General features: G+C 63.6%; 28 protein-coding genes and 4 pseudogenes. 15 read left to right on the top strand and 17 right to left on the bottom strand.

Annotated elements, in window-relative coordinates; genetic code table 11:
• Nucleotides 1-128: 128 nt before the first annotated feature.
• The 3 genes and pseudogenes from X756_RS01000000165695 to X756_RS147865 all read right to left on the bottom strand — a co-directional run.
• A pseudogene (locus X756_RS01000000165695) lies at nt 129-801 on the bottom strand (terminase family protein); the annotation flags it as partial.
• Nucleotides 728-1,114 (bottom strand): hypothetical protein, encoded by a 387-nt coding sequence (locus X756_RS1000000167700; RefSeq protein ID WP_023730426.1) that lies wholly within the window; start codon nt 1,112-1,114, stop codon nt 728-730. The gene X756_RS1000000167700 and the pseudogene X756_RS01000000165695, both read right to left, overlap by 74 nt.
• On the bottom strand, nt 1,107-1,532 hold the full coding sequence (locus tag X756_RS147865) for a hypothetical protein (protein ID WP_023730425.1): 426 nt from the start codon (nt 1,530-1,532) through the stop codon (nt 1,107-1,109). The genes X756_RS1000000167700 and X756_RS147865 overlap by 8 nt, the downstream gene beginning before the upstream one ends.
• Before the next feature lie 580 nt (nt 1,533-2,112).
• Between X756_RS147865 and X756_RS01000000165690 the strand changes: the two genes are divergently transcribed.
• The 4 genes from X756_RS01000000165690 to X756_RS147875 all read left to right on the top strand — a co-directional run bounded on the left by X756_RS01000000165690 (nt 2,113) and on the right by X756_RS147875 (nt 4,405).
• Nucleotides 2,113-2,775, top strand: coding sequence for a class I SAM-dependent methyltransferase (locus X756_RS01000000165690; protein WP_245264529.1), 663 nt, complete (start codon nt 2,113-2,115; stop codon nt 2,773-2,775).
• A gap of 246 nt (nt 2,776-3,021) precedes the next feature.
• On the top strand, nt 3,022-3,621 hold the full coding sequence (locus X756_RS1000000170575) for a MucR family transcriptional regulator (protein WP_023730424.1): 600 nt from the start codon (nt 3,022-3,024) through the stop codon (nt 3,619-3,621).
• A 114-nt stretch (nt 3,622-3,735) separates the two neighbouring features.
• Nucleotides 3,736-4,005, top strand: a complete 270-nt coding sequence (locus X756_RS147870; RefSeq protein WP_023697755.1) for a hypothetical protein — start codon at nt 3,736-3,738, stop codon at nt 4,003-4,005.
• A gap of 94 nt (nt 4,006-4,099) precedes the next feature.
• On the top strand, nt 4,100-4,405 hold the full coding sequence (locus tag X756_RS147875) for a hypothetical protein (RefSeq protein ID WP_023671444.1): 306 nt from the start codon (nt 4,100-4,102) through the stop codon (nt 4,403-4,405).
• A gap of 22 nt (nt 4,406-4,427) precedes the next feature.
• Here X756_RS147875 and X756_RS147880 read toward each other — a convergent pair whose 3' ends face one another.
• Both X756_RS147880 and X756_RS147885 read right to left on the bottom strand, forming a co-directional pair.
• Nucleotides 4,428-4,841 (bottom strand): DoxX family protein, encoded by a 414-nt coding sequence (locus X756_RS147880; RefSeq protein WP_023685949.1) that lies wholly within the window; start codon nt 4,839-4,841, stop codon nt 4,428-4,430.
• Nucleotides 4,842-4,985: 144 nt separating this feature from the next.
• Nucleotides 4,986-5,459, bottom strand: a complete 474-nt coding sequence (locus tag X756_RS147885; RefSeq protein ID WP_023693744.1) for an Lrp/AsnC family transcriptional regulator — start codon at nt 5,457-5,459, stop codon at nt 4,986-4,988.
• A 114-nt stretch (nt 5,460-5,573) separates the two neighbouring features.
• Here X756_RS147885 and X756_RS147890 point away from each other — a divergent pair, with 114 nt between their 5' ends.
• On the top strand, nt 5,574-6,131 hold the full coding sequence (locus X756_RS147890) for an alpha/beta hydrolase (RefSeq protein WP_023730423.1): 558 nt from the start codon (nt 5,574-5,576) through the stop codon (nt 6,129-6,131).
• Nucleotides 6,132-6,214: 83 nt separating this feature from the next.
• A pseudogene (locus X756_RS1000000167690) lies at nt 6,215-6,579 on the top strand (VOC family protein).
• A gap of 248 nt (nt 6,580-6,827) precedes the next feature.
• On the opposite strand, the pseudogene X756_RS1000000169940 reads toward X756_RS1000000167690, so the two are convergent.
• Nucleotides 6,828-6,945: pseudogene (locus tag X756_RS1000000169940) on the bottom strand (short-chain dehydrogenase); the annotation flags it as partial.
• Between the two features lie 180 nt (nt 6,946-7,125).
• Here X756_RS1000000169940 and X756_RS1000000168855 point away from each other — a divergent pair.
• Both X756_RS1000000168855 and X756_RS147895 read left to right on the top strand, forming a co-directional pair.
• Nucleotides 7,126-7,302, top strand: a complete 177-nt coding sequence (locus tag X756_RS1000000168855) for a hypothetical protein (protein WP_023693747.1) — start codon at nt 7,126-7,128, stop codon at nt 7,300-7,302.
• Nucleotides 7,303-7,416: 114 nt separating this feature from the next.
• The gene (locus tag X756_RS147895) at nt 7,417-7,710 is read left to right on the top strand and encodes a DUF982 domain-containing protein (protein WP_023685943.1); all 294 of its coding nucleotides are present in this window, start codon (nt 7,417-7,419) and stop codon (nt 7,708-7,710) included.
• A 49-nt stretch (nt 7,711-7,759) separates the two neighbouring features.
• Here X756_RS147895 and X756_RS147900 read toward each other — a convergent pair whose 3' ends face one another.
• On the bottom strand, nt 7,760-8,479 hold the full coding sequence (locus X756_RS147900; protein ID WP_023671436.1) for a Crp/Fnr family transcriptional regulator: 720 nt from the start codon (nt 8,477-8,479) through the stop codon (nt 7,760-7,762).
• Between the two features lie 284 nt (nt 8,480-8,763).
• Here X756_RS147900 and X756_RS147905 point away from each other — a divergent pair, with 284 nt between their 5' ends.
• On the top strand, nt 8,764-8,994 hold the full coding sequence (locus X756_RS147905) for a hypothetical protein (protein ID WP_023671435.1): 231 nt from the start codon (nt 8,764-8,766) through the stop codon (nt 8,992-8,994).
• Nucleotides 8,995-9,100: 106 nt separating this feature from the next.
• A pseudogene (locus X756_RS147910) lies at nt 9,101-9,505 on the top strand (hypothetical protein); the annotation flags it as partial.
• Nucleotides 9,506-9,639: 134 nt separating this feature from the next.
• On the opposite strand, the gene X756_RS147915 reads toward X756_RS147910, so the two are convergent.
• From X756_RS147915 to X756_RS147925, 3 genes are all read right to left on the bottom strand, one after another.
• Entirely contained in the window at nt 9,640-11,754 is a 2,115-nt protein-coding gene (locus tag X756_RS147915; RefSeq protein WP_023730421.1) for an EAL domain-containing protein, read from the bottom strand.
• A 141-nt stretch (nt 11,755-11,895) separates the two neighbouring features.
• A complete protein-coding gene (locus X756_RS147920) occupies nt 11,896-12,453 on the bottom strand; it encodes an RNA polymerase sigma factor (RefSeq protein WP_023697760.1) in 558 nt (185 codons plus the stop codon).
• Between the two features lie 150 nt (nt 12,454-12,603).
• Nucleotides 12,604-12,993, bottom strand: coding sequence for a DUF427 domain-containing protein (locus X756_RS147925; RefSeq protein WP_023697761.1), 390 nt, complete (start codon nt 12,991-12,993; stop codon nt 12,604-12,606).
• 819 nt (nt 12,994-13,812) lie between these two features.
• Between X756_RS147925 and X756_RS147930 the strand changes: the two genes are divergently transcribed.
• From X756_RS147930 to X756_RS147945, 4 genes are read left to right on the top strand one after another with little or no spacing between them, the layout of a single operon-like run.
• Nucleotides 13,813-14,304 carry a spore coat U domain-containing protein gene (locus tag X756_RS147930; RefSeq protein WP_023685937.1) on the top strand — a complete coding sequence of 164 codons (492 nt, stop codon included), beginning with the start codon at nt 13,813-13,815 and terminating at the stop codon, nt 14,302-14,304.
• A gap of 26 nt (nt 14,305-14,330) precedes the next feature.
• Entirely contained in the window at nt 14,331-15,053 is a 723-nt protein-coding gene (locus X756_RS147935; protein WP_023730420.1) for a molecular chaperone, read from the top strand.
• Complete coding sequence (locus tag X756_RS147940; protein ID WP_023730419.1) at nt 15,025-17,436, top strand: fimbria/pilus outer membrane usher protein; 2,412 nt, start codon at nt 15,025-15,027, stop codon at nt 17,434-17,436. Before X756_RS147935 ends, X756_RS147940 begins: the two co-directional genes overlap by 29 nt.
• Nucleotides 17,437-17,450: 14 nt before the next feature.
• Nucleotides 17,451-18,407 carry a spore coat protein U domain-containing protein gene (locus X756_RS147945; protein WP_023730418.1) on the top strand — a complete coding sequence of 319 codons (957 nt, stop codon included), beginning with the start codon at nt 17,451-17,453 and terminating at the stop codon, nt 18,405-18,407.
• Here the strand turns inward: X756_RS147945 and X756_RS147950 are convergent.
• The 7 genes from X756_RS147950 to X756_RS147980 all read right to left on the bottom strand — a co-directional run bounded on the left by X756_RS147950 (nt 18,401) and on the right by X756_RS147980 (nt 25,214).
• Nucleotides 18,401-19,387 (bottom strand): branched-chain amino acid ABC transporter permease, encoded by a 987-nt coding sequence (locus X756_RS147950; protein WP_023727091.1) that lies wholly within the window; start codon nt 19,385-19,387, stop codon nt 18,401-18,403. The two genes, X756_RS147945 and X756_RS147950, sit on opposite strands and share 7 nt — an antisense overlap.
• A gap of 1 nt (nt 19,388) precedes the next feature.
• Nucleotides 19,389-20,276, bottom strand: a complete 888-nt coding sequence (locus X756_RS147955; RefSeq protein ID WP_023693757.1) for a branched-chain amino acid ABC transporter permease — start codon at nt 20,274-20,276, stop codon at nt 19,389-19,391.
• 175 nt (nt 20,277-20,451) lie between these two features.
• Nucleotides 20,452-21,156 (bottom strand): ABC transporter ATP-binding protein, encoded by a 705-nt coding sequence (locus tag X756_RS147960; protein WP_023671422.1) that lies wholly within the window; start codon nt 21,154-21,156, stop codon nt 20,452-20,454.
• On the bottom strand, nt 21,153-21,923 hold the full coding sequence (locus tag X756_RS147965; protein ID WP_031204810.1) for an ABC transporter ATP-binding protein: 771 nt from the start codon (nt 21,921-21,923) through the stop codon (nt 21,153-21,155). Before X756_RS147965 ends, X756_RS147960 begins: the two co-directional genes overlap by 4 nt.
• A gap of 14 nt (nt 21,924-21,937) precedes the next feature.
• Nucleotides 21,938-23,146, bottom strand: a complete 1,209-nt coding sequence (locus tag X756_RS147970) for an ABC transporter substrate-binding protein (protein ID WP_023730416.1) — start codon at nt 23,144-23,146, stop codon at nt 21,938-21,940.
• Between the two features lie 202 nt (nt 23,147-23,348).
• On the bottom strand, nt 23,349-24,407 hold the full coding sequence (locus tag X756_RS147975; RefSeq protein WP_023730415.1) for a nucleotidyltransferase domain-containing protein: 1,059 nt from the start codon (nt 24,405-24,407) through the stop codon (nt 23,349-23,351).
• 210 nt (nt 24,408-24,617) lie between these two features.
• Nucleotides 24,618-25,214 (bottom strand): YdeI/OmpD-associated family protein, encoded by a 597-nt coding sequence (locus tag X756_RS147980; protein WP_023730414.1) that lies wholly within the window; start codon nt 25,212-25,214, stop codon nt 24,618-24,620.
• Between the two features lie 169 nt (nt 25,215-25,383).
• Here X756_RS147980 and X756_RS147985 point away from each other — a divergent pair, with 169 nt between their 5' ends.
• Nucleotides 25,384-25,998: a hypothetical protein gene (locus X756_RS147985; protein ID WP_023730413.1), complete on the top strand. Its 615-nt coding sequence runs from the start codon at nt 25,384-25,386 to the stop codon at nt 25,996-25,998.
• Nucleotides 25,999-26,134 lie beyond the last annotated feature (136 nt).

Raw genomic sequence — 26,134 nt, 5'->3', positions numbered from 1 at the left:
ATGAGGGGTGGTCCAGGGAACGCCAACGTCTCACTCCGCTGGAACACCCCTCAACCGTCTCGGCGCTAAAACGCCGATCCACCTTCTCCCACAAGGGGAGAAGGAAGAGCGCTCACGTCACCCGCCGTCAAAAACCGCAGCACCACATCGCTCATGCCGAGCAGCGGCGTGAACGTCACCATGGTGATGCCGCCCGTCGCGTTGGTGCGCGTCAATCCTTCGGAATAGATATCCAGCGGCGGCTCCTCGTCGAACCAGACGCCGTGGAGGGTTTCGCCCTGCCACTTTTCGCGGCCCTTCTCATAAGACTTCGAACGACAGCACCGATTCATCGGCCTGGACATCGCCGCCGCCGCCCCAGCGCACCACGATGCTGTCGAGCGCGCCCGGCGCGCCGCGGCCCATGGTGGTGTGCAAAATGGCGTCGGCCGGGATCATGCCGGTGCCCCAGGCCGCCTGCTGTTGAGGCGGGCCGACCAGAACGCGCTGCGGGTTGTCGCGCGTGCCCTCGCCCGTCACGCCGGCAGCCCATAGCCTGACGGGGGTGTCGAAGGTCTTGCCCTGCCACCACGCGGGGTAGCGGCCGGTGAGATGCATGGCCCATTCGGCGCCGCCGGCCCTGGTCTTGCCGAGCTGGTTGCCGGCCATGAACAGACGTTCCCGGTTCTGCGCGCCGGCGGCGTGAAACTGCGCCTGCCTGGGATAAGGCCGGTAGGCGGCAAGCTGGTTAGTCCTGCGCCTGCGGTCCAGCTCCTGCAGCAGCGCCAGATAGTGGCGGCGCGTCTTCAGGCTGGTCGCCAAACGGCCCGAGGACGGCTTCGAAGCCACGGATGCGGCGGCGGATCTCGTCATCGCTCAGAGCTTCCAGATTGTCAGATGAAACATGCAAATCCTTGGCCAGATCCTTGGGCAGCACCGATTGCACGATCTTCAGATACTGGTCGGGCTTGTCGGCCCGGACCGCGGCAATCACGCCGGCGCCATGGGCGCGGAAATCGGCGCGAACCGCGTCGAGGAAATCATCGCCAAGCGTCTTCTTCGTCCGCTTCGGCTTGGCAGCGGCGGCAGTCGCCTTGCGGCCAGGGCGCGCACGCGGCGCCGTCCGGTCAGCCATGATCCGAGATCCCGGCGGGCTCGGCGGTCGCTGCCTGCTTCGCCTGCTTTGCCGGCCTTGCCCGCTTGATCTTGCCGGACTTGATCTTGCCGGACTTGCGCCGTGCCGATTTTGGCCCTGACCGTGTTGGGGCGGCCTTGCGGGCTGCATCAGCGGCCGGCGCGTGGCGCTTTCCGGCAGACGCGGCTTTCAGGCTTGCCCTGGCGATCGCCCTTGCGTCGTGCGCGCCGCGCGGAAAGCCGAAGCCGCCGATGGCATCGACGGGACCACCGCGAACCATGCCGATCAGCACGCCCGGCACGACCGGCTCGATACGGCCGATGCGCGCCTGCGGGGCAGCGCCCTCGAACACGCCAATGGCGCTGACGACCTCGCGGCCGTCATCGTCGGTGATGATGGTGGCATAGCGGTTGGACAAGGGAGGCTTCGCGGATAAGGCAGAATGAACCGAGGATAGCGTTCCTTCACGCCCCCCTCTGTCCTGCCGGACATCTCCCCCTCAAGGGGGGAGATTGGCAGCTCCAGGGTCGCGACCAATTTGCAGCGCTGACGATTGGCGAAAGCAAGGCGGCAGTCCATCTCCCCTCTTGAGGGGGAAGGCCAGAGGGGGGTGCTGTCCCGCCGACATCCGATATCCGCACGTTGTGGGCATCAGGAAAACAAAACCCGCCTCGTGGGCGGGTCGGTGGCGCAAATCAGCACCATGGACAAATCATAGCAAAGCCGCCCTCACCCGTCAATGCAGATAAGAAATAATTCCTACTCCGGTCAAAGCCTCGTCCTTGGCGGCGGCGCGCATTGCGCGAGGGCCGCATCGATGGGATGCTGGGTCTCGTCGGAGAGCGCAATGAGCGATGTGACCAGTCACTATGGCAGCGGCGGCATTGTCGAGCGCATCCTGTCGGCTGTGCCGGACGCAAAGGCCGGCAGCCTCGCAGCCAAACAACTCTATCCGTTCGATCAGCTTCATGGCCGCGAGCTGATCGCCACGCAGGACCATGCTGCGTCTTGCGCCCTCCGCCGGCGATCGGGTTCTGGACATCGGCAGCGGCATTGGCGGCCCGGCCCGGTTCCTTGCCGAGACCTATGGGTGCAGCGTCGACGGCGTCGACCTGACGCAGGCGTTCGTCGAGGCATCCCGCCGATTGACCGAGTTCTGCGGCCTCGGTGACAAAGTGCGTTTCCATGAGGCCGATGCGACAAGGCTGCCTTTTGCAGACGACACATTCGACGCGGCAATCTGCTTCTATGTCGGCATGAATATCGCTGACAAGGCGGCGGTCATCGGGCAAGCGTGGCGCGTGCTGAAGCCGAAAGCCAGGCTTGTCTGGACCGAGGCGGTGCTGGCGGACGGCGAGCCTTACTATCCCTTGCCTTGGGCGGTGTCGTCGGCGGCCAGCCATCTTGTCGACGGCGAGACCCTGAAGGGTCTGTTTGCTTCAGCCGGATTCCGGGTCGACGATGTCATCGACGAAACCGGCGATCATGTCGAGCTGGCGTTGAAACGGGCAAATTCCGGCATCGTGCCCTCGCCCGCCCAGCAGCAGGCCAATGAGATCGTGCTCGGCGCCGAGTTCGTGCGTCGGCGAAAAAACTACATAAGCAGCCTGAGCGAGGGAAAACTCGCCTCACTGGCCGTTATTGTTTCCAAGCCGGCATGAAACAAAAACCCGCCTCGCGGCGGGTTGCTGGCGCAAATCAGCACCATGAAAAAATCATAGCATAGCTGCCCTCACCGGTCAAGATATGTCAGGAAATAATTCCTACATCGACATCGATCGGAGACTCGGCGATGCTAGCGCTACCACATCCGGCGTCAAGTCATATGCATATGTTCTAAAGTGCCATGCCGTCGGCGGATGTTGTCTGATAATTTGCCCTTTGGCATCAAGGGGGCAAAAGAAGCCATGTCTGAGGACAAAATCCGAAATATAAATCTGACCGCCGACATCGTCGCGGCATTCGTGCGCAACAATTCAGTGCCTCCGGATAGCCTGCCGGCGTTGATCGAGAGCGTCAATGCAGCGCTCGCGGCCGTGGACAATCCCGTTGCTCCGCCGCAACCTGCGCCTGAGCCCGCGGTCAACCGCAAGCGCTCGGTAACGCCGAATTTCATTTACTGCCTCGAGGATGGCAAGAAGTTCAGGTCGCTGCGGCGTCATCTCGGCTCCGCCCATGGCATGACGCCGGAAGCCTATCGCGCCAAATGGGACCTGCCCGGTGACTATCCGATGACGGCGCCCAGCTACGCCGCCAAGCGCTCGGAGCTGGCAAAGGAGNAGACGTGTGCTCTTCCGATCTGGAGGACGATCGTGGTGGCCGGAGAGCCCAATGACGTTCGCGTGGAACGTGTGGACCGCCGCCAATGGGCGGTGCTGGTTGCCGAGAATGGCACGGTGACCCAGCATCTGTTCATGGCCCAGGAAGCGGCCGAGGAGTTTGCCGACGGCGAGCGGACAAGGCTCGGCCTTCCCGCCAGGCCGCCGGCGGCGGATCCGCTGGCCTGAACAGTCCTTCAACCGGCTGCAGGATACAAGACGCAGCCTTCGACAGGCCGTCTAGCGACTGGTCATTAGCTGGCTCTTATGGAATCATTCCACTCCAACTCGGGGGAGAGCGGGATGGACAAACCAGCCATGGCATCCGTGTTCAGGATGCGGCAAGCGCCAGCCACTGTTTCGGGCGTTCGCAGCGTCGGCCAAGGCCAGGCCGATCCGGTCATCGGCAGAAGGCCGCTCGGCGAGGCGATCCGCTTCGTCATCGACGCCCATCCCCATTACGACATCAGCGGCGTTTCGATCGCCTATGGCGACGGCTCGGCCCCGCGCCTCGGCAGCCGGGAGGTCAAGGCGCTGTGGGCCGAATATGGCCGCCGCTGGATGGAAGAGTAGCGCAGGCCATCGGCCGACGCCTATCGCTTGCATCCCCGTCCGGATCGTAACAGCGGCTCATGCGTTGAGCGTGAGCCAAATGGGAGCAACAGCCATGAACGTCGCCAATCTGCAACTCGAAGGCCTGCTGATGGCCGTCGCCTCGATCAATCAGGTACTGGTGCGCAAGGGCCTGCTCACGGTGGAGGATATCGACATTGCGCTGCGCAAGGCCGAGGCCATCGAAACCGGCGAGGAGCGGTCCGACGGCATGTCGGAGTCCAACCGCGACGCCGTCAACTTTCCGATCCGACTGCTGGAACTGGCCAATCAATGCCAGCCGGAGGCGGACATGCCGTCCTTCTCGAAACTGGCCCGCATGGTCGGCCAGATGAAGGAACCCTACAACGACCAGATGTGAGGCGGTCTGCCGACGCGGGGCCTCACCCTCGGCCGAGCTTCGAGGCCAGCACGCTGCCCGGTCCATGCACGGCGGCGAACAGCAGGCCGGCGGCGAACGGGAAATGGGACATGAAGGCGCCGAACTCGGCCTGGTTGCCGGTCCAGTGCGACGGACCGTGGAAGGCAAAGCCGAGGAAGACCACGTAGACGGCGGCGACCAGGGCGGCCGGTGTGAAGAATGCTCCGGTCAGGAGGGCGATCACCAGCAGCGTTTCGAGGATCGCGGCGCACCAGGCCAGAAACAGCGGGAACGGGAAGCCGGCGGCGGCGATGTAGCCGGCGGTCATGTTCATATCCATGAACTTGAAGGCTGCCCCCATCGCGAACATGGCGGCCAGGGTCAGGCGGGCGATGAGAATGGCCGCGGTCTGCCACGGCGATTGAACGGCTTCCATGATGTTCTCCAAAGGTTTGCAACGGGTTCGTCCCAAGGACGGGCGCCACGCCTCCGATCCTACACCAGCCCGCGAAATTCTTTCCCGGCAAAGCCGGACCTCGCAAAAGGAGGCGCTTGCAATCCTCTTGTCGCGCGTGGCCGCTCAGAGCTTCGCCATCAGCTCCCGCCCCAGCCGCTTCGGCGGCTCGGCGCGCAGCACCACATTGGTCGTCACCGCGCCGTAGCGGCCGATGGCGTCGACGATGCTTTCGAGGTCGGGCGGCGACGGGACGACGACCTTGACCAGAAAACAATCCTCGCCGGTCACCCGCAGCACCTCAACCACTTCCGGCATGGCCGCGAATTTCTTCAGGCAGGTCTGGATGTGCTCATGCGTGGTGCGCAGGCGGATCATGGCCATGGTGCCGAGACCGAGGGCGGTGGGATCGATCGCGGCCCGGTAGCCGGCGATGATGCCGCGCTCCTCCAGCCGCTTCACCCGCTCCGACGTCGCGGGCTGGGACAGGCCGACGCGGCGGCCGAGTTCGGAAATGCCGATGCGGCCATCCTCCTGCATGATCTCGATGATTGCCATGTCGGTGGGGTCGAGCCGTGGCCGGTAATCGCCGTTTGCCATGAACACCTTCAATCCATCGGAATTCTTCGTCGCTTTCCGATGATCTCTCATTCCGCGAACAAGGAGAAGCCCTAGGATTGGGACATCATCTGCGGCGAAGAAACAGGATTTTCCATGACCGACTTCATCATTCTGCCGGGCAGCGGCGGATCGGGCGAGGCCCACTGGCAGACACGCTGGCAACAGGCCGACCCGGCGATGCGCCGCTTCAGCCCGGCAAGCTGGGAGCTGCCGGATTTCGACGACTGGGTGGCGGCGCTGGACGTCGCGGTGTCACAGGCAAAGACCCCGCCGGTGCTCGTCGCCCACAGTCTCAGCTGCCTGCTGGTCGCGCATTGGCAGGCGGTGTCGAGCCGTCGGATCGGCGGGGCGTTTCTGGTTGCGGTTCCCGACCCGGCCTCGCCGGTCTATCCCGCTTACGGAATTCCCTTCGCCGATACGCCGCGCGGGCCGCTTCGCTTCCCCTCGCTGATCGTGGCCAGCACCGACGATCCCTATGATCCGAACGGCTATGCCCGTGAGAAAGCCACACAATGGGGCAGCGAACTGCACATCGCCGGGCCGCTTGGTCACATCAACAGCAATAGCGGGCTGGGCGACTGGCCGGCGGGAATGGAGCTGCTGACGGCCTTCGTGAGAGAGAGACAGGCCGACCACGCAATCGCACCGTAGGCGCCCGAAGCGTGCGCGCGGGCTTGCCCCGACTTGTCCCGCCAGCTATCTCTCGGGAGGGGCCTTTGTGAGGGAGCCTGCGAATGGCGTCCGTCCGATATCTGGTCCGCGATGTCGATCTGTCCATCGCGTTTTATACGAGCCATCTGGGCTTCGCGCTGAAGCAGCAATTCGGTCCGGCGATGGCCATCCTGACGCGCGGCGACCTTTCGCTCTGGCTCGCCGGCCCCCTGGCGTCGGCAGCCAGGCCGATGCCGGACGGCCGGACACCCGAGCCGGGCGGATGGAACCGCTTTGTGCTCGAAGTCGAGCAATTGCCGTCAATCGTGACTGAGATGGGCGAGGCCGGCGTGCGGTTCCGCAACCAGATCGTCGAAGGTCCGGGCGGGCACAGATTCTTTGTGAAGACCCGTCCGGCAACGTGGTCGAGTTGTTCGAGCCCAGCTAGACTTCGGCCGTCGCCTCGGATTCGGCGCCGGGCTTTGCCTGGCCTTCCCACTGCCGCTCCGCCTCTGCTTTACGCTTCGGACAATCCTCGTAGTCATGCTCTCGCGAACCGCAATAGGAGCAGCATTTTGCCGGCGTGTCGGTTCGAAGCATTGTGGCCATGCACAAGAATGCACGAAAATTCATCCGGTTGCAGCAGCGTCTGCGACGTCGCTGCTGGGATGCGTGACCGCCAGCCTGGCGCCGCCCTCAATAGCCGCCGCCGAGGATCGGCAGAATCTCGGCGGTGATGTAGCTTGAACATTGCGGCCAGGAACACATAGGCGGGCGCGATCTCCTCCGGCTGGGCCGGGCGCTTCATCGGGGTTCTTGGCGCCGAATTGCGAGACATCGCCGCCTGGTTGTCGGACGGGTGACCAGCAAAGGTGGCGGCAGACATTGCGCGCGGCGCGTATTCGTCCGGCCTATATCAAAGTTAAATGCGGATGGTGGGGGTGAGGTGGTAGGTGATCGCCATGGGGGGACTCTCAACGCGCTCGAGGTGCCCATGGACGTTCGAAATCTGATTGCCAAACTGTCGGCCGCGGTACTGCACCGCCGCGCCGCGTCTTCGCCGATACTGTACAGGCCGATCCGCAACTCGCTCGCCGACATCCCGTTGAAGCCGGCGCCGCGGCCGCCTTATCGTCCGCATCGGCCGATCTGGCCGGCAAGCAACATGTAGCTCGCCGGGCCTGCAACCAGTTTGTGATTTCCTCGTTTATGGCGATCCCGTTTTCAAGGAGGCAAGTGATGAGATCGATCCGGGCGAGACGCGAATGGCTTGGATGGTGAGCGCATGAGCCGTTTTCTGCCCCTGACGATCAGATTCGTGGACGGAAGCGCGATGACGGTGTCGTCGATCGCCGACGCCAGGAGGGCGCTAGGCGGAACATGGAAGAACAAGCAGACGGCGGCCTACAAGGCGGCCGACAGGCTGGTGGACGACGCGTTGAACGGCATTTGCCGCCCGGACATCGCCTTTGCCGCTTTCCAGAATGCCGCCGCCCAACAGGGCTTGCTGAAGCCGGCCAAGCCAAGTGCCGCCCTTGCCATGCTCGACGAATTGGCGTCGCTGGATGGGCATCGTTGAAAGACCGGCTGACGGATTGCCTGCGATGTCATGGCGAACGCCGGATAGCCTATCTCGGCTCGCGGTTCATGCTGAGATAAGTCGGGTCGAACTCGGCGATTTCCACCAGCTGCTGCCAGTCCAGAATGGTCACCATGTAATTTGCCCAGCCGATCACACCGATCTTGCGCAACGCGCCGATGACCCGGTTCATGTGGACCACCGAAAGCCCAAGCACATCGGCCAGTTCCGCCTGCGACAGAGGAAGCCGGAAACTCATGCCGTTGGTCTGCTTGACCACCTGCAGCCGCACGAACAGCTCGCACACAAGATGCGCCAGATGCGAAGTCTTGGACCGCCGGCCCATGGCCACGATCCATTCCCGGTGAATGGCGCCATCGACGAGCGTGTCCAGCCACAGCAAGCGGCTCAGATGAGGCGCCTGTTCGGTGATCGTCCTTAGCCGACTGTGGTCGGCGGCGATCACCCGGCATGGCGACAAAGCTATAATGCCATGGTCCATTGTCTTGAGCAGGAAGGCGTGCAAATCGACAAAATCGCCGGGCACCTGCAACGAGGTGAACTGGCGGCCGCCATCCTCCAGCACCTTGTAGCGCGCCGCCAGACCCTCGATGATGAGCGTGCTGTAGCCTGGCCTCGATCCCTCGGAAACGATGTCCTGACCGGTGGCAAAATCCATCTCGATGGTCATGGCGGCGGCCAGCAGCCCCTTTTCCTGCTCGGACAAAGCGTCATGCTGGCCAAGGTTGAGATAAAGCGGTTCTAGCATCGAGGATCCAGTCCGAGATTTCGTGGACATTGGTGGCCTAGCCAAACGCCGGAGATCGGGTGCGGTTGCAATCGGCCGGCACGGCGACGGCTCCTGGCAGGAAATCTGCTCAGGACACAGTCGCATGGAACCATGGGTGCGGGTTGGGATTTAATCCATGTCGCTCAAAAATGGCCCCGATTTTGAGACAACGACATGCATAAAAACACAGACCTGAAGCGCGTCGCCTGCGTCCTTTCAACCGCGATGCGCCTTAGCGTTCTCACGCAGGGATCCTTGCACACATGGAACGGTTCTACTTCGACTTGTACAACGCCGAGACCCAGATTGATGAAGAGGGGCAGCTTTTTCCCAGCCGGGAGCGTGCGGGAGCCGAAGCGCTGCGCATATTGCACGATGTGGCGCGCGACGAGATACCGGAGGGCGACCACCGGCGGATCACCGTCAAGATGCTGAACGAGAACAGGGAGCAGATATTCGAAGCGTCGCTGACCATGGCGTCGCTGTGGAGTTGAACTCGTCGACCCTGTCGAGGACTGTATGGAACCTCTTGCCCTCCCCTCTGTTTCCTAAGGAGGGGCCAGCGGCAGAAGCTGCACGGCTGATTGACTGGAGGCATCTATGTCCTTGAAAAAGCTTCATCCCGAGCAGGTCGACGACACACGCAGGCTTGCCTATTCGACCTTTGCCCCGGCGCTGATCGGTTGGCTCACCAAGCGTCTGGCGCGGTGTCAGGGCGTCAAGGAACTGGGCGCCCTGGAAAAGTCGCTCATCCGCCTGATCGAAGACTCTGATGTCGATGGGCCGCAAGCCGAGGCGATGAAAGAGTTCGCCATCGAGCTGGTGGTGTCGACGATATCGGAAGCCCGCGCTCACCCCGACACCAAGAGCGATGTCGAAGCCGTTGGCGAGCGCCGCGCCGAAGGCCGCTCCGAGAACCCGCAGACGCTCGAGGAGCAGTTGCAATCAGGCCTCGAAGACAGTTTTCCGGCCAGCGATCCGCCCGCCGTCGTCTCGACCGCCATTTCCGGCGGCTCGAAGGACCTTGTCGGCACCGACGAGGTGTTGCGCCGCAAGAAGGAGGCGGCGCAGCGAAAGCAGGAAAAGGCCGACGCCGGTTAGCCGGACAAGTCGCGCGAGCCCGAGGCGATGAGAAACCGTCAGCCGAAGCGCTTTTCCGGCGACTGTCCGCTGGCCGGTGACTGTTCGCCGGCCCGCGCGACGATCGCCTCGAGCGGCTCCGGCCGGTGCAGCAGAAAACCCTGGCCATAGGCCACGCCCATGCCGCGCAAAATGTCGAGCGCTTCCTGCTGTTCGATCTTTTCGGCCACCACCGCGCAGCCGAGACTTTTGGCGATGCCCGCTATGGCCGAGACGATCTCGCGGTCGAAACGGCTTTCCGCGATATTCTCGATGAACGAGCCGTCGATCTTGATCTGATCGACCGGAAAGCGCCGCAAATATTCGAACGAGCTCATGCCGGCGCCGAAATCGTCGAGGCTGACGCGGCATTGCCGCTCGCGCGCCTTGCGCACGAACTGCTCGGCGGCGTCGAAATTGGTGACGGCCGCGGTCTCGGTGATCTCGAAGCCGATGCCGGAATGCGGCGCCCCGGTCTCGGCGATGACGGCGTCGACGAAATCCCACAGCAGCGGATCGCTCAGCGTCTGCGCCGACAGATTGAAGCCGAGCATGATGGCGCCTGACCGCATCGCCTTGCCATGCTGCGAAAGCGCTGTCCTGATGATCCAGCGGTCCAGCCGCGAGGCAATGCCGAAGCGCTCGGCGACCGGAATGAATTCGTTGGGCGGGATCAGCTTGCCATTGCGCCCGGCAAGCCGCGCCAGCACCTCGACATGGCGGCTCTCCTGCCAGGGCTGGCCGAGCAGATGGATTTCCTGGCCGAACAGTTTCAGCCGCCCGTCATCCATGGCGTCGACCGTGTCGGCGGCGACACGCGCCGCGTTGAGGCCGCCGGAGCCCGACGCCGCATCGGCCGAAAACACCGCGAAGCGATTGCGCCCGGCCGCCTTGGCCGCATAGCAGGCGTCGTCGGCGCAGGCCAACGCATCGGCAACCGTGGTGGTGGTGTCCTCGACGAAGGCGATGCCGATGCTGGCCGCGAGCTTTCGCGAGGTCGCCGGCAGTCCGAGGTCGGCGTCACGGACCGCCGCAAGGATGGCGCCGGCCAGCGCCTCGGCCTTGGCCGATTGGCAATTGGGCACCAGCAGCGCGAACTCGTCGCCGCCGAGGCGCGCGGCACGTGCCGATGCCGGCAGGCAGCCCAGAATACCGGCGGCCACGCCCTTCAGCGCCAGGTCGCCGGCGGCGTGGCCGGCAAAGTCGTTGAGCGCCTTGAAGTAGTCGAGATCGACGTAAAACACCGCCAGCGGCAAAGCCCGCTCGGTGGCGATATGCACGGCCAGCAGCCGGTCGAAGGCGGCACGGTTCAACAGGCCGGTCAGCGCATCGTGGTGAGCGGCGTAGGCGAGTTCCCGCTCGCGTTTCTTGTCCTCGGTGATGTCGCGCACGGTGCCGAGAATCTGGCCCGCCGTCTCGGGCGCCGCGATGAAGCGCATCAGCGATTCGACATGGCGGATTTCGCCGTCGCGCCTGACGATGCGGTATTGCGCGGCGACGACGCCGTCGGTCGAAAGCGGCGCCAGATGGGCGCGCTCTGCGGCATCCTTGTCGTCGGGATGCAGATAGGAATGCCAAAGGTCGGCAGCCACCTCGTCGGTGTCGGCGACCAGGCCGAATATCACCCTGGTGCGGGCGTCCCAATAGCTCTTGTTGGCGTCGATGTCGTGATGCCAGATGCCGGTGCCGCTGGCCGCCAGCGCCAGGCGAAAGCGCACATTGACCCGCTCGAGTTCGGCTTCCGCCTCTTTCTGCCGGCTGATGTCGGTCTGCACGCCCATCAGCCTGACCGGCTTGCCCGTCTCGTCACGCTCGACAATGCCGCCGCGGTCCAGCACCCAGATCCAGTGGCCGTCCTTGTGCTTGAGGCGCAGCTCGGTCTCGATCGAGGCGGTCAGGCCGGAAATGTGCCGCTCGCCGCTGGCCAGCGCCCGCTGGCGGTCGTCGGGATGCGTCAGCTTCAGCCAGAGGTCGTCGCTGTTGGCAAGCTCGCCATCCTCATAACCCAGCATGTGCGACCAGGTCGGCGAATAGAAACAGTCGCCGCTCAAAATATCCCAGTCCCATACGCCGAGATGAGCGCGTTCGAGCGCAAGCGCCCAGAATTCGCCGTTGCGTATTTTCTCTTCAGCCATGCCCTGGTTTCGCTCACTCCGTCGCCGCCACTATGCACGCAAGCAGAGAAGAAACCGTTACCGGGTGCGCCGCGCCCACAGTGCGGACAAGGCCTGCAATCGTGGACCATGCCGTAAGGCGTCATCATGCGATTGGGCTCGTCATGCCATTGGCGCCCTGATTGGAACCGCCCTGGCCGGGCCTGGCTCGACGATCCTTATCGCGCGGCGGCGCGCATTGTCCTCGAGCAGGCCGCGCAGTTCCTCACGGCCGCGCGCGATGCGCGACATCAGCGTGCCGGCCGGAACGCCGAGCATCTCGGCGGCCTCGGCATAGGAGAAGCCCTCGATGGCGACCATGGTCAGCGCGGCACGGCGGTCCGGGCTGATCGCCTGCAGCGCGTCGATGATCTCGCGCGCGGCGACGTTCTCCAGCTGGTCGGCGGGAGAGGCTTGCGCCTCGCCGGCCTCCAGCGGCAGCATCGAGGCCTCGCCTCGCCGGTTCACCTTGCGCATCTGGTCGATGAACAGATGATGCATGATCGTGAACAGCCATTTTCGCGGGCTCTCTCCCGTCTGCCAGTTGTCCAGCCGCAGCAGCGCCCGCACCAGGCAGTCCTGGACGAGATCGTCGGCGGAATCGCGGTCGCGCAGCAGCGAGCGCGCATAGCGGCGCAGGCGCGGGATTTCGTCGAGAATGGCTCTCTGCTTTTCGTCCATGACATTTTGTCTTTGTTTCGGCATGCCGTTGCCGCAAAACCGCTGCGCCCCCGGGTGAGGACAGCTTTGGCTGATCTGAAAAATTCCTCTGTTCATGCCTGTCGTCGGCTCCAAAAACGCTGGGCACTTTTGGGCGACAGGCATGACGCGCTAGCGCGGCGTGGCGTCGATGGCGACCCGGTCGGGATAGAAGGCGCCGTGGGCGCGAATCTCGGCCATCTCGTCGAAGGGCTGCTCATAGGCCCACATCGCGTCGTTACCGGTTTCGCCCGCCGGCAGCACGTTCCAGTAGCTGGAGTCGCCCTTGTAGGGGCACAGCGTCGACCGCTCCGTCTTCCTGAGCTTGCGGAAGTCGATGTCCTCGAACGGGATGTAGAAGGAGAAGGGATGGGGCGGCTCGGTCACCATTTTGGCTTTTGCCGAGGAAGCGATGATGGTGCCGTTTGCAAACACGACGACACGCCCGTTGAAGGGCTCGACGGTGATCACCTTGCCCGGATTGCGCCTGAAGCCGGGTGACGGGTTCGCATGCTGATCCATGACTGCTCTCCTTGTCCGCTGGTGGCTCGATGCCGGTCGACGGCGTCAGCTCTCACTGGCCACTGATGGGCCTGCGACAGCGGTCACACGCGACAGCTTCTGGCGCTTTTCGAGCTGTGGCTTTTCATAGGTCTTCTTCATCGTTCTTCCTTTTCTGACGTCTGGCAGCCGGTCCGCGCGGCTGCCGGCCGTGGATCATGGCTCCAAGGGACAACAGGCGCATCTCCCGTCCGGCCGATGCGCCGCCGAAGGAAATCCGGGCCAGCGTGGCAAGAACGATTCGCATGTGTTTCGCCGCGATCCGACGGCGGTGGATTTATCTCAGCCGGGACGGCCATGCTTGGGCCGGGCGGAACACGGTTTTGGCGAATGCGGCCCTGTCAGCACGACCGCAAGGCTTGGACAGGCGCGAACAGCTACCGGCGCGGCTATGGCGATGGCCGCTTGGCGCCGGTGCACGCCGCGAAATATCGATAATAAAGGACGACAGGTGAGACTCTACAAAATCAAGATGATTTGCCAGATATTTTCGCCTTTTCGGCACGAGAAGCAAAATAAATTTTCGACAGACGAACTTTCATTTCGGAAAAATGTCCATTTCATCTCTGTTAACCAAATATTAACCAAAATTATCCGATACATACCGAAGTTATTCGCTGTCGTAATCCGAATCTAAGTTGTAATAATCATTGCACAGTTCGCTTCTGACATTACTGTATCGTTGATGTCTTGCGAAGCATGCAACGGAGGAGCTGTAGGAGTGAAATCCGGGTCAAGACTGTGTTGCGAGGAACGGTCTGCCCGACGGAGGAAACACGCATGAGATTGCTGAAATATGCGCTGCTGGCGGGAGCGTCGCTGCTTCCCATCCTGCCCGCGATCGCCGCGACCGCGACGGGCAGCATGAATGTCCGCATCACGATTACCGACGAATGCAAGGTGCAGACGGCGAGCGATCTCGATTTCGGCTCGCACGGTGTCATTGATGCGAATGTCGACCAGACCAGCACCATCAACGTGCAATGCACGACCGGCAAGTCCTACAATGTTGGTCTGAGCGCCGGAGCGGGCGCGGGCGCAACTGTTGCTGTTCGCAAGATGACCGGGCCGGCGTCGGCGACGATCGACTACACCATCTACAGGGAAAGCACCCGGACGCAGCTTTGGGGCACCACGATCCCCACCGACACGGTCGGCGGAACCGGCAACGGCGCCATTCAGCCGCTGACGGTCTACGGGCGTGTTCCACCGCAGACGACACCGGCGGCGGGCCTCTACACCGACACCGTTGCGATCACCATAACGTACTGACAATCGATACCAACACGAGGACGATCATGCGATCCATGCTTTCATGCATCGGAGCCACGGCTGTTCTGTTGCTGTGCGCCGGTCTCTCACAAGCCGCTTCGCTCAGGGTGGCGCCGACAGGTCTCGAGCTGATCTCGCCCGACGCCTCGGCGGTTCTCAACCTCAGCAACGATGACCCCAAGCGGCCGATCAATGTGCAGATACGCGTCTTCGCCTGGAGCCAGGCTGGCGGGATCGAGCAGCTGACGCCGACTACGGACGTCGTCGCCAGCCCGCCATCGACCAAACTCGGACCCAATGCCCAATACGTGGTTCGCGTCGTGCGCGTCAGCAAGGCGCCGGTGCGGGCCGAGGAAAGCTACCGCGTCATCGTCGACGAGTTACCCGACCCGTCGCGCAAGAAGGCCGGTACGGTCGCGCTCGCGCTGCGCTATTCGGTCCCGGTGTTTTTCCGCGACGCCGATGCCGCCGCGCCGGCAGTCGCCTGGAGTGTTTCGCGCAAGGGCGGCAGTCTTGTGCTGACAGCCAGCAATACCGGTGAAAGTCGTCTCCGCTTGTCCAACCTATCCCTGACCCAGAACGGCAAAAAGCTCGGCAACCGAAACGGGCTCGTCGGTTATGTCCTGGGCGGCGCGACCATGCAGTGGCCGATCGGCAGCGGCAAATCACTGTCAGCGGGCTCCGTGCTTTTGAAGGCACAGAGCGATCTTGGACCCTTCGATGCCAACGTTGCCGTCAAGGGCAAGTAGGATCGCGCTAGTCGTCGCGCTCGCGATTTTCACACCTTTCTCGGCGGTGAACGCGCAAGAATTGCCGGCCGTGACGAACCCTGAAGACCCTGGCCAGCAAGCCGGCCGCAGCCTTTATCTAGAGGTGTTCATCAACGACGTCTCGACCAAACTGATCGGCAGCTTCACCCAGATGCCGGATGGCGGCCTGGCATCGACGCCGCAAGAGCTGAAGGAGCTCGGGCTGAAGCCGCCGCAGGGCGCTGTCGACACCGACGGCCTGGTCAGGCTCGACCATCTGGCGGATGTGTCGTTTCAGATCGACGAAGCGGCGCAGCGCCTCTACGTCACCGCCGCCAATGACAGCCGCGAGGCGCGCATGGTCGATCTCGGCTTGCGCTTGCAGGACCGGCCGGCGCCGCAATCGGGCTTGGGCGCGGTTCTCAACTATTCGCTGTTTGCCAGCTCCAACACATTGTTCGACAAGGACGTCGAGCTGTTCCAAGGCGTTTCCGGCGGCTTCGATGCGCGCGTGTTCAGCCCTTATGGCACGCTCAGCCAGTCGTTCATCGCCGGCCATTCCGATGGCAAGCTGGGCGGCTTTACGCGGCTCAACACGACCTGGAGCTATTCCGACCCCGACCGGCTGATGACCTACCGCGCCGGCGACTTCGTCTCCGGCGGCTTGTCGTGGACGCGGCCGGTCTATCTCGGCGGCGTCCAGGCGCAACGCAACTTCCACCTGCGATCGGACCTGGTGACGCTGCCGCTGCCGTCCTTCGGCGGCACGGCGGCGGTGCCGTCGACGCTCGAGGTCTATACGCAAAACGTGCGTACCTATTCCGGCGACATCCAGCCCGGGCCATTCCAGGTCACCAATTTGCCGGTGTTCACCGGCGCCGGACAGGCGCAGGTGGTGCTGCGCGACAGCCTGGGGCGCGAGACCACCGCCACCTTGCCGTTCTATGCCTCCAGCATGCTGCTGCGCCAGGGACTGCTCGACTTTTCCGTCGAGGCAGGGATGGCGCGGCGCAATTTCGGCATCTCCTCCGACGATTATGACGGCCGCGTCATGGGGGTCGCCAGCGCGCGTTACGGCGTGACCGACCGGCTGACATTGGAAGCCCATGCCGAGGGCGGCGCCGATCTGATCAATGGCGGCATAGGTGCTGCCTTCCCGCTCGGGGCATATGGCGCAGCTTCGCTGGCGGTCGCCGGCAGCCATCATGACCGGCGCACCGGCTCGCTGGTCGATGCCAGTGTCGAATTCGGCTATGACGGCTGGGCGATCAACGCCCACATGCAGCGGGCCTTTGGCGGCTATGAAGACATCGCCTCGGTGACGGCGGAGCCGGTTCTCGACCCCGACGACTTCACCCGTTTCAGCGCCGGCGTGCCGCGCGCGGTCGACCAGGTGACACTCAGCGTGCCGATGCCGATCGATTTCTCCAGCCTCAACCTGTCCTATACGCATTTGAAGAGCGCCGAGGGCGAAAGCAGCCAGATCGTCGGCCTGTCCTACAGCCAGGCGATCTTCAAGCGCAGCACGCTCTATGCCACCGCCTTCGCCGATCTCGACGACGACAGCAGCTATGGCGTGTTCGCCGGGATTTCGATCCCGTTCAACGACGAGATCTCGGCGTCGACAGGCGTCGAGCAAGGCCCTGACGGCCTCAATGTCACTGCCGACCTCGCCAAATCGGAGCGGGCCGAGGACGGCAGCATCGGCTGGCGGCTGCGCACCTCGGAGGGCGAGGTACCCAATCGTTCGGCAGCGGTCAGCTACCGCGCGCCGTTTGCGCGTTTCGAGGCCGGCGCCCAGCAATTCGACAAGGACTTTCGCGTGACCGGCCAGATGGACGGCGCCATTGCGGTCGCAGGCGGCGGGGTGTTCGCCACCAACCGCATCGACGATGCCTTTGCCGTCGTCGATGTCGGCACGCCTGATGTCGAGGTCTTGCATCAGAACCGGCCGGTAGGCAGGACCGACAGCAAAGGCCGCATCCTGGTCACCGGGCTCAACTCTTATGAGCTGAACACGGTCTCCATCGACCCGAAGAATCTACCAGTCGACGCGGATGTCCCGGCTACCAAGGAGACCGTCGTCCCAGCCGACCGCAACGGCGTCGTGCTGAAGTTCGGCGTGTCTGAGGCGGCGCAGGCCGCGCTGGTGACGCTGGTCGACTCGAGCGGAACGCCACTCGAAGCCGGACTCTCGGGACGCGTCGATGGCGGCACTGAAGACTTTGTCGTCGGCTATGACGGGCAGGCCTACATCAAGGGCCTCGGCAAGCAGAATTCAGTGCAGGTCGAGCGCGCTGACGGCGGTTCATGCCGGGCAGAGTTTCCCTTCGAGGCGGCGCGCGGCCGGCAAGTGGTGATCGGGAACGTGGTGTGCCAATGAGAGCTGGAGGAAAAATGCTGCGCGCCGTAATCATCGCCCTGCTGCTGGTGCTGCTCCCGTCGCTCGCCCGGGCGCAGAGCTGCAGTTACACCGTCACCAGTTTGAATTTCGGCCTCATCGACACGCTGTCGGGCACCGCGGCGACATCGACAGCCACCTTCACCGCGACTTGCAGCGGCAGTTTGCCATTGCTGCTGCCCGTCCTGGTCTGTCCGCATATTGCCGCCGGCACCGGCGGTGCAACCTCGGCGGCGGCCCGGCAGATGGCGAGCGGCGTCAACAGCCTCAACTATCAACTCTATTCGGACCCCGCAATGAGCGTTGTCTGGGGCACCTATAACTGGGCCTATGCCTCGCGCCCGCCACCGCTGCTGCTGAGCCCCAATCTCTTCGGCAACTCAATCGACACCCTGACGCTCTATGGCCGGGTTCCCGGCGGCCAGGCGACCGTTCCGCCGGGCACTTATCTGTCGACATTTTCGGGCGGGCAACTCGAGTTCCGCTCCCGGACAACCCTGTTGAGCAGCAGCTGCAACACCGGCGCGGGCAACTTGGGCGCCAGTCCGACCTTCACCATCAACGCCACGGTCGCGGCAAACTGCCTGGTCGCCACCCAGAACATCGATTTCGGCTCCAAGGGCGTGCTCGACGCCAATGCCGATGCCACCGGCCAGGTCTCGGTCACCTGCACGCCGTCGACCGCCTATACGGTTTCCCTGAATGGCGGCACGACAGGCGGCACGCCGACCAACCGAAAGATGTCAAAGGGGGCTGAGCGGGTGACCTACGGCCTCTACAAGGACGCCGCGCGCTCGCAGCCCTGGGGTGACGCCGGAACGCCGGGAAGCACGGTGGCCGGCACCGGAACCGGCTTGGCGCAACCGCTCATCGTCTACGGCCGCGTGCCGCCGCAGACGACGCCCTCGGCCGGCGTCTACACCGACACGGTGGTGGTGACCATCACCTATTGATCGCGGCCCGCCTCGCCGTTGGCCGGCGCCAGCCAGCGCGCGTAAATCTCGCCGACGATGCCGCGGCGAAAGACCAGCACGCAGATCATGAAGATCAGGCCGGTGGCGATGGTCACCGGGAAGCCGGAGGTGGCGAGCGTGTTTTCCAGCCCGACGACGAGGCCGGCGCCGACGACAGGACCGACCATGGTGCCAATGCCGCCGAGCAGCGTCATCAGGATCACCTCGCCCGACATCTGCCAGGTGACGTCGGTCAGCGTCGCGAACTGGAAGACGATCGCCTTGGTCGCGCCGGCAAGCCCGGCAAGGGCTGCCGACATGACGAAGGCGGCGAGCTTGTAGCGGCCGACCGAATAGCCCAGCGAGATGGCGCGGTTCTCGTTCTCGCGGATCGAACGCAGGATCATGCCGAACGGCGAGTTGACGATGCGCCAGACGGCGAAGACGCCGATGAGGAAGACGGCAAGCACGACGAAATACATGTTGAGCGTGACGTTGAGATCGACGATGCCGAACAGATGCCCGCGCGGCACGCCCTGTATGCCGTCCTCGCCTTCGGTGAACGGCGCCTGGACGCAGAAGAAATAAAACATCTGCGCCAGCGCCAGCGTGATCATCGAGAAATAGATGCCTTGCCGGCGGATGGCGAGGAAGCCCATGACCAGGCCGAGCACGGCCGCGCCGGCGGTGCCGAGCAGGATGCCGGCCTCGGGCGGCCAGCCCCATGCCTTGACGGCGTAGGCGCAGAAATAGGCGGCGGCGCCGTAGAAGGTGGCGTGGCCGAACGACAGCAGCCCAGTGTAGCCGAGCAGCAGGTTGAAGGCGCAGGCAAACAGCGCGAAGCACAGCATCTTCATCAGGAAGATCGGATAGACGAAGAAGGGCGCGGCTATCAGCGCCAGTATGGCCAATGCCAGCAATACCCGCTTAAGCCGCACGGAGGCGGCGGTGCGCTGGTCGTGAAGGGCTGCCTCGCTCATCTCAGGCGTCCCTTCCGAACAGGCCGGCGGGGCGCAGGAGCAGCACGATCGCCATGATGACGAAGACGACGAGGTTCGACGCCTCGGGATAGAACACCTTGGTCAGGCCCTCGGCGAGGCCGAGCATATAGCCGGTGACGATGGCCCCGAGGATCGAACCCATGCCGCCGACCACGACGACGGCAAAGACGACGATGATGATATCGGAGCCCATCAGCGGACTGACCTGGTAGACGGGCGCGGCGAGAATACCGGCAAGGCCGGCGAGCGCCGCGCCGAGCCCATAGGTGAGCGTCAGCAGCAGCGGCACGTTGACGCCGAAGGCCTGCACCAGCTCCGGATTCTCGGTCGCGGCGCGCAGATAGGAGCCGAGCCTGGTCTTTTCGATCAGGAGCCAGGTGCCGATGCAGATAATGAGCGAGGCCACCACCACCCAGCCGCGATAGTTGGGCAGGAACATGAAGCCGAGATTGGTGCCGCCGGCAAGCTGCGCCGGAACGGCATATGGGTTGCCTGACACACCGTAGTAGAAACGGAACACGCCTTCGATGACCAGCGCCAGTCCGAAGGTGAACAGCAGCCCGTAGAGCGGATCCAGGCGGTAGAGCCGCGACAGCGCCACGCGCTCGACCGCCATGCCGAAGACGCCGACGATGAGCGGCACCAGGAGCAGCGCCGGCCAGTAGCCGATGCCGAGATGGACGAGCAGCAGGTAACCGATGAAGGCGCCGAGCATATAGAGTGCGCCATGGGCGAAATTGATGATCCGCAGCAGGCCGAAGATGACGGCCAGGCCGAGGCTCAGCATGGCGTAGAAGGAGCCGTTGATCAGACCGACCAGCATCTGGCCGAGCAAGGCCTGGACGGGGATGCCGAAGATCATGGTCATGGCGTCACCGATGGTGTTGCAAGGGGGATGCGTCTGTGCGGCACGTACCCCCACCCGGACCTTCGGTCCGACCTCCCCACAAGGGGGAGGTAGGGCGGTGGCCCTCCACCCTCCCCCTTATGGGGAGGGTCGCTGCGCAGCAGCGGGTTGGGGGTACTGCCGTGGGCTGTCGTCATCATACCCCCAACACCTCGTGCAGCTGTTGCGTGTGAGCGGCAAGCTCGCTTACGGCAAAACCCTCCACCACCTTGCCGTGCTCCATCAGGTAGAAGCGGTCGGCGATGCGGGCGGCGAAGCGGAAATTCTGCTCGACGAGCAGGATGGTCATGCCGCGCTTTTTCAAGGTCGCCAGCAGTTCGCCGATGCGCTGGACGATGACCGGCGCCAGGCCCTCGGTCGGCTCGTCGAGCAGCAGCATCTGCACGCCCGTCCGCAGGATGCGGGCGATGGCCAGCATCTGCTGTTCGCCGCCGGAGAGTTTGGTGCCGGGGCTGTTGCGGCGCTCCTTGAGGTTGGGAAAGAGATCGAAGATCTCGTCGACGCTCATGCCGCCCTTGGCCACCACCGGCGGCAGGATCAGGTTCTCGTCGACGGTGAGCGTGGCGAAGATGCCGCGTTCCTCCGGCACGAAGCCGATGCCGCGATGGGCAACACGATGCAGCGGCAGGCGCATCAGGTCGCTGCCATCGAAGGCGACGCTGCCGCTGCGCTTGCGGACCAGCCCCATGATGGCGCGCAGCGTTGTGGTCTTGCCGACGCCGTTGCGGCCGAGCAGCGTCACGGTCTCACCGCGAAAAACGTCGAGGTTGACGCCATGCAGCGCATGGCCCTCGCCATACCAGGCATGGAGATCGCGCACGGCAAGCAGCGGCTCACTCATGCTCGGTCCCCCTGCTCGGTCCCCATGTAGGCGACCCTGACGCGCTCATCGTTGCTCACCGTCGCGTAGTCGCCGGCGGCGAGCACCTGGCCGCGCTGCATGACGGTGATCCAGTCGCAGAGGTCGGCGACGACGGTGAGATTGTGCTCGACCATCAGCACGGCGCGGTCCGTTGCCAGCGAGCGGATGATGCCGGAAATGACGCCGACATCCTCGTGCCCCATGCCGGCCATCGGCTCGTCGAGCAGCAGCACTTTCGGGTCGAGCGCCAGCGTGGTGGCGATCTCGAGCACGCGCTTTCGGCCATAGGAGAGATCGCCGGCCGGACGATGCGCGACATCGTCGAGACCGACGACGGCAAGCAGTTCGCGCGCCCGTGGAGTCAGTTGGTCAAGCGCGGCCAGCGAGCGCCAGAACTGGAAGCCGAGCCCGCTCGGCCGCTGCAAGGCGACGNGATGCGGAAAGATCGCCGATATCTGGAACGAGCGGACGAGACCCATGCGCGCCACCCTGGCCGGCGCGGTGCGGGTGATGTCGTTGCCCAACAGTTCGATCCTGCCGCTGCTCGGCTGCAGGAACTTGGTCAAGAGGTTGAAGATTGTCGTCTTGCCGGCGCCGTTCGGCCCGATCAGCGCATGGATCTGGCCGTGATGGACGTCGAGGTCGACATTGTTGACGGCGACGAAACCGGCAAAGTCGCGCCGCAGGCCGCGGGCGGAGAGCACCACCCGCGGCTTGATTTCGGCACCGTCCGGCTGGACGGCCACGGCTTGCGCCAGTGTCACTTGGTGACGAGCGGGCAGCCGCTGTCTTCAGCCTTGATGAAGGCCTTGTCGCCCGGAATGGTCGCAAGGTAGGTGTAGTAATCCCAGTCCTTCTTCGACTCCTCGGGCTTCTTGACCTGGTAGAGATACATGTCGTGCACCATCGAGCCGTCGGCCTGTACCTTGCCGTTGGCGTTGATGATGTCGTCGACGGGCATTTCATGGAGTTGCTTGGCGACCGCCTCGGTCTCGTCGGTGCCGGCCTTGTCGATGGCCTTGAGATATTGCAGCACCGCCGAATAGGTGCCGGCCTGGATCATGTTGGGCGTGCGGTTGGTGCGCTTGAAGAAGCGCCCGGCGAAGTCGCGGCTCTTGTCGTCGCGGTCCCAGTAAAACCCTTCGGTGAGCACCACGCCCTGCGCCGCCTGCAGTCCAAGGCCGTGCACCTCGGCAAGCGTGAACAGAAGTGCTGCCAGCCGCTGGCCGCCGGCGACGATGCCGAACTCGGCCGCCTGCTTGATGGTATTGGAGGTGTCGAGGCCGGCATTGGCAAGGCCGATAACCTTGGCGCCGGAGGACTGCGCCTGCAGCAGGAAGGAGGAATAATCCGTCGATCCCAAGGGGTAACGCACCTCGCCCAGCACTTTGCCGCCGCTTGCCTCAACAACCTTTGAGGTCTGCTCCTTCAGCGAATAGCCGAAGGCATAGTCGACGGTGATGAAATACCAGCTGTCGCCGCCCTGCTGCACAAGCGCGCCGCCGGTGCCGACCGCCTGCGAGTGGGTATCGTAAGCCCAGTGGAAACCGTAGGGCGAGCATTGCTTGCCGGTCAGGTCGGCCGATGCCGCTCCGGTAACGATGTCGATCTTCTTCTTTTCCTTGGACAACCCCTGGACGGCGAGCGCCACCGAGGATGTCGTCAGTTCCATGATCGCGTCGACCTGCTCGGTGTCGTACCACTGGCGCGCAATGTTGGAGGCAATGTCGGGCTTGTTCTGGTGATCGGCGTTGACGATCTCGATTGGCGCGCCCTGCACCTTGCCGCCAAAATCCTCGACCGCCATCCTGGCGGCCTCGACCGACCATTTGCCGCCGAAATCGGCATAGACGCCCGACTGGTCGTTGAGGATGCCGATCTTGACCTTGCCGTCGGAAATTTCGCCGGCCGCCGCCGGCATCGCAGTCGCCGCAAGCAGCGCGGCTGAGACGAGATAGGATGCTTTCACAGGTGGTTCCTCCCTTGTGGCCGACGCTGGAAAACGCGGCGGCCTTGCAATGGTTCAACAGCTCCGTCCGGTTCTCGCTGAAATCCGGGCCAGCGCCCGCCACTTCTCCTCTTGGCAACCCCTCCGCCCTGGGTGCGCCGGGAACCGTAGCATCACATTTCGCAAGGGGAGAATGCTATTTTCGTAGCATGGCGTGTGGGCGCTACCAGTCCGGCTCAATTGGAAGGTCTTCGGAAAAGCCGCTCGGGCCAGGAAGGGACAGCGTTGCGGCCGCGGCGTCTCGCAATGCCGCCGGAGGCCTTTTGAGATGTTCGCTGTCCAGCGGAAGCGCAAGATAGGCGGTGGCAATGCGTGCAGCCGCTTCCGCCTGTTCACGATCTCTCATTGCCTTGACCGCAGACCGATCAGGCAGCGTGGCCAGCCAAGCCTTGTGCAGAGCGAACATTCGAGGGTCGACCGTCGGCATGCTTACGGGATAGCCACGCTCATCGATCGCCACAGCCTCCACCTTCGGGGCGTTGATGAGCCATTGCAGCCCCTCCATGGGTGCGCTGTCGAGATCGTCGGCATGCTGTGTAATCGAGGTAGTGGCGTTGTCGTTGAGGACATGTCTTGCCTGCGGACGGATCAGGTCGACCAGATAGCCATCACGGTTCGCTGCCCTGAAGGCCCGGGGCTGGAGCGGCTTGAAGGACCTGTCCACTTTACGCAACACGCCTATCAGGCCGGACTGGCTTACCCTCTCGCCGGTCACGAAGCTGATGCGACGTCGCGAATCGAAGAGCAGGTCGATGTCGCCGGTTGCCGTGAGACCGCTGGTGATCTGGACGCCCGCCAGAGCCTCGTAAGCGAACAGCGCATTCGTGCCGACAACCAGCAACTGCTTGCCCAGCAGGTCTGTTTCGGCGCACCGCCGCAATATCCGTGCGGCGATGGCCGGTACCCTGCCCAACCCCATTGCCACATTGACTTTCGCCAGGCCGTTCAGGCGATCGGCCAGACCTGCCAGCAGATCCTTGTTCTGCACCCTGCCCTCGGAAAACGCAGCGAACGCCTTCTCCGTCTGGCTGCTTTTCGGCCCGAGTGAATTCTCGACCTGCCGGACCTTCCGCAGCAGGTATTCAGCACCGCTGCGCTCAACCCAGCGCATGCTGCCTGCAAAGCGCCTTTGGCGCTGGTCATCAGCATGCTGCCAGGCCTCGTAGACCTGTTGCGTATCTATGAGTTGGCGCCGCTGCTCGCCGGTCAACTCTCTCAGCATCGTTTTCCACTCTCAAGCCAGGATCAAGTTAACATAGTGGAAAACTCTTAATTAACAATATGTTGTTACTTTTTTCCACTATCGCAGCTATCACCCGCACGACGAGTGGAAAATACCGTAAAAACAATATGTTATGTCCGGGCAAGCGAGGCCAGAACCTCACAAGCGGGTTTTTAGCTGCGCGCATCATGGCAGCCGCTTGCCGTCGCCTCACCGCTTCTGCGGATAGATCGTCTCGCCGCGCTTCAGCATCGCGACGAAAGCCTCGATCTTCTTCCTGCGCCCCGCCTCCGTCTTCATGTTGTGCGTTCGAAACGCCAGCGCGAACCGGTTCTGGGCGGAAAGCTTTGCCAGCATCTCCTTCGCCTTCGGCTCGGCGTCGATGGCGGCCTGCAGATCGTCAGGGATCTTCATGTCCTTGCCTGAGGCATAGGCGCGGTCCCAGCGGCCGTCGGCCTTGGCCGCCTCGACCTGTTTCAGCCCGTGTTCGGTCATGCGGCCCTCCTCGACCAGGCGGGCGACATTGTCGATGTTGATCTTGCTCCAGATGCTCTTCTTGCCGCGCTGCGTGTAGCGCTGCAGAAAGCTCTTGTCGTCGAGCGGCTTGCGTATGGCGTCGATCCAGCCGAAGCACAGCGCCACGTCGATGGCCTGCTTCGGCGTGATCGAGGCCAGCCCGGAGCCGACCTTGTGGACCTTGATCCAGACCTCGCTCTCGCCGGCATGATTCTCGCGCAGCCAGGCGTAAAAACTGTCGGGATCGGGGAATTCATGAACCTTGTCGGGATCGACCTTGAACGGCGCCATCATCACCTCGTTGTTGCCGGGCCGGCTGTATCGGCTGTCGATGCCAGTTTCCGTCAGCGGCGTCGATAATCCCTAACGTATTCCGCGCTGGCTTGCGCCGCAGCCGACGCCCGTGGCAGTTTCCTGCTGGTCAGCCGGGCAAGGCAGACTGCAATTCGGGGGAAATGCCATGCGAGCGATGTTACTCGGCCTCATCCTTCTGCTGCCGGCCTCGGCGCTCGCCGAACCCATCGAAACCCAGAAGATCATCACCGCGCTGACCGGCGACTTCAATGGCGACGGCGCCGCCGATCTGGCGATGATCGTCGAGACCGAGCCCGAAGACGATACCATGGACATGCATTTCTTCCTGAGGGACAAAAAGTACAATTTTCTGAAACCCGCCGGCGTCGTGCATGAGCAGGTCTACGGCGAATGGAACGACTACGACCAGCCGCATTATGAGGGTTCCGGCATCGAACCGGAGTTGACCTTGCTGCCCAACGGCTCGATCAAGATCTATCTGCCGGGGCTGATCGGCCCCGGCGAGCGGACCGACATGACGCTGACCATCGCCTGGCGCAACGAAGCCTTCGTCGTCGCCGGCGTTGCCTATGACCATTACAAATACCAGTCCGTTGTCGTCTACAGCAGCTGCGACTACGACGTGCTGACCGGCAAGGGCAAAAGTATGCAGACGCAGGATGATGACAGCAAGGTGAACAGTATCGTGTCTGTCGAAGGCCAGGTCGTGCCCTTCGCGGAGTGGGACACGGGGACGCCTTTTAGGGTATGCGGGGATTGAGGGGGCAGCCAATCTCTCCCTCGTGGAGGGAGATGGCCGGCAGGCCAGAGGGGGCCGCTGTCCCGCCAACGCACCGGCCAGTGTCAGCCACGTTTATCCCGCGATTCTTGTCAGAAAATAGATCGAGAGGTCGCGA

Origin of the sequence: Mesorhizobium sp. LNJC405B00 (assembly GCF_000502615.1) — a bacterium.
GTDB lineage: Bacteria > Pseudomonadota > Alphaproteobacteria > Rhizobiales > Rhizobiaceae > Mesorhizobium.
The sequence above is the reverse complement of the archived record's forward strand: the minus strand, read 5'-3'. Positions and strand labels throughout refer to the sequence as shown.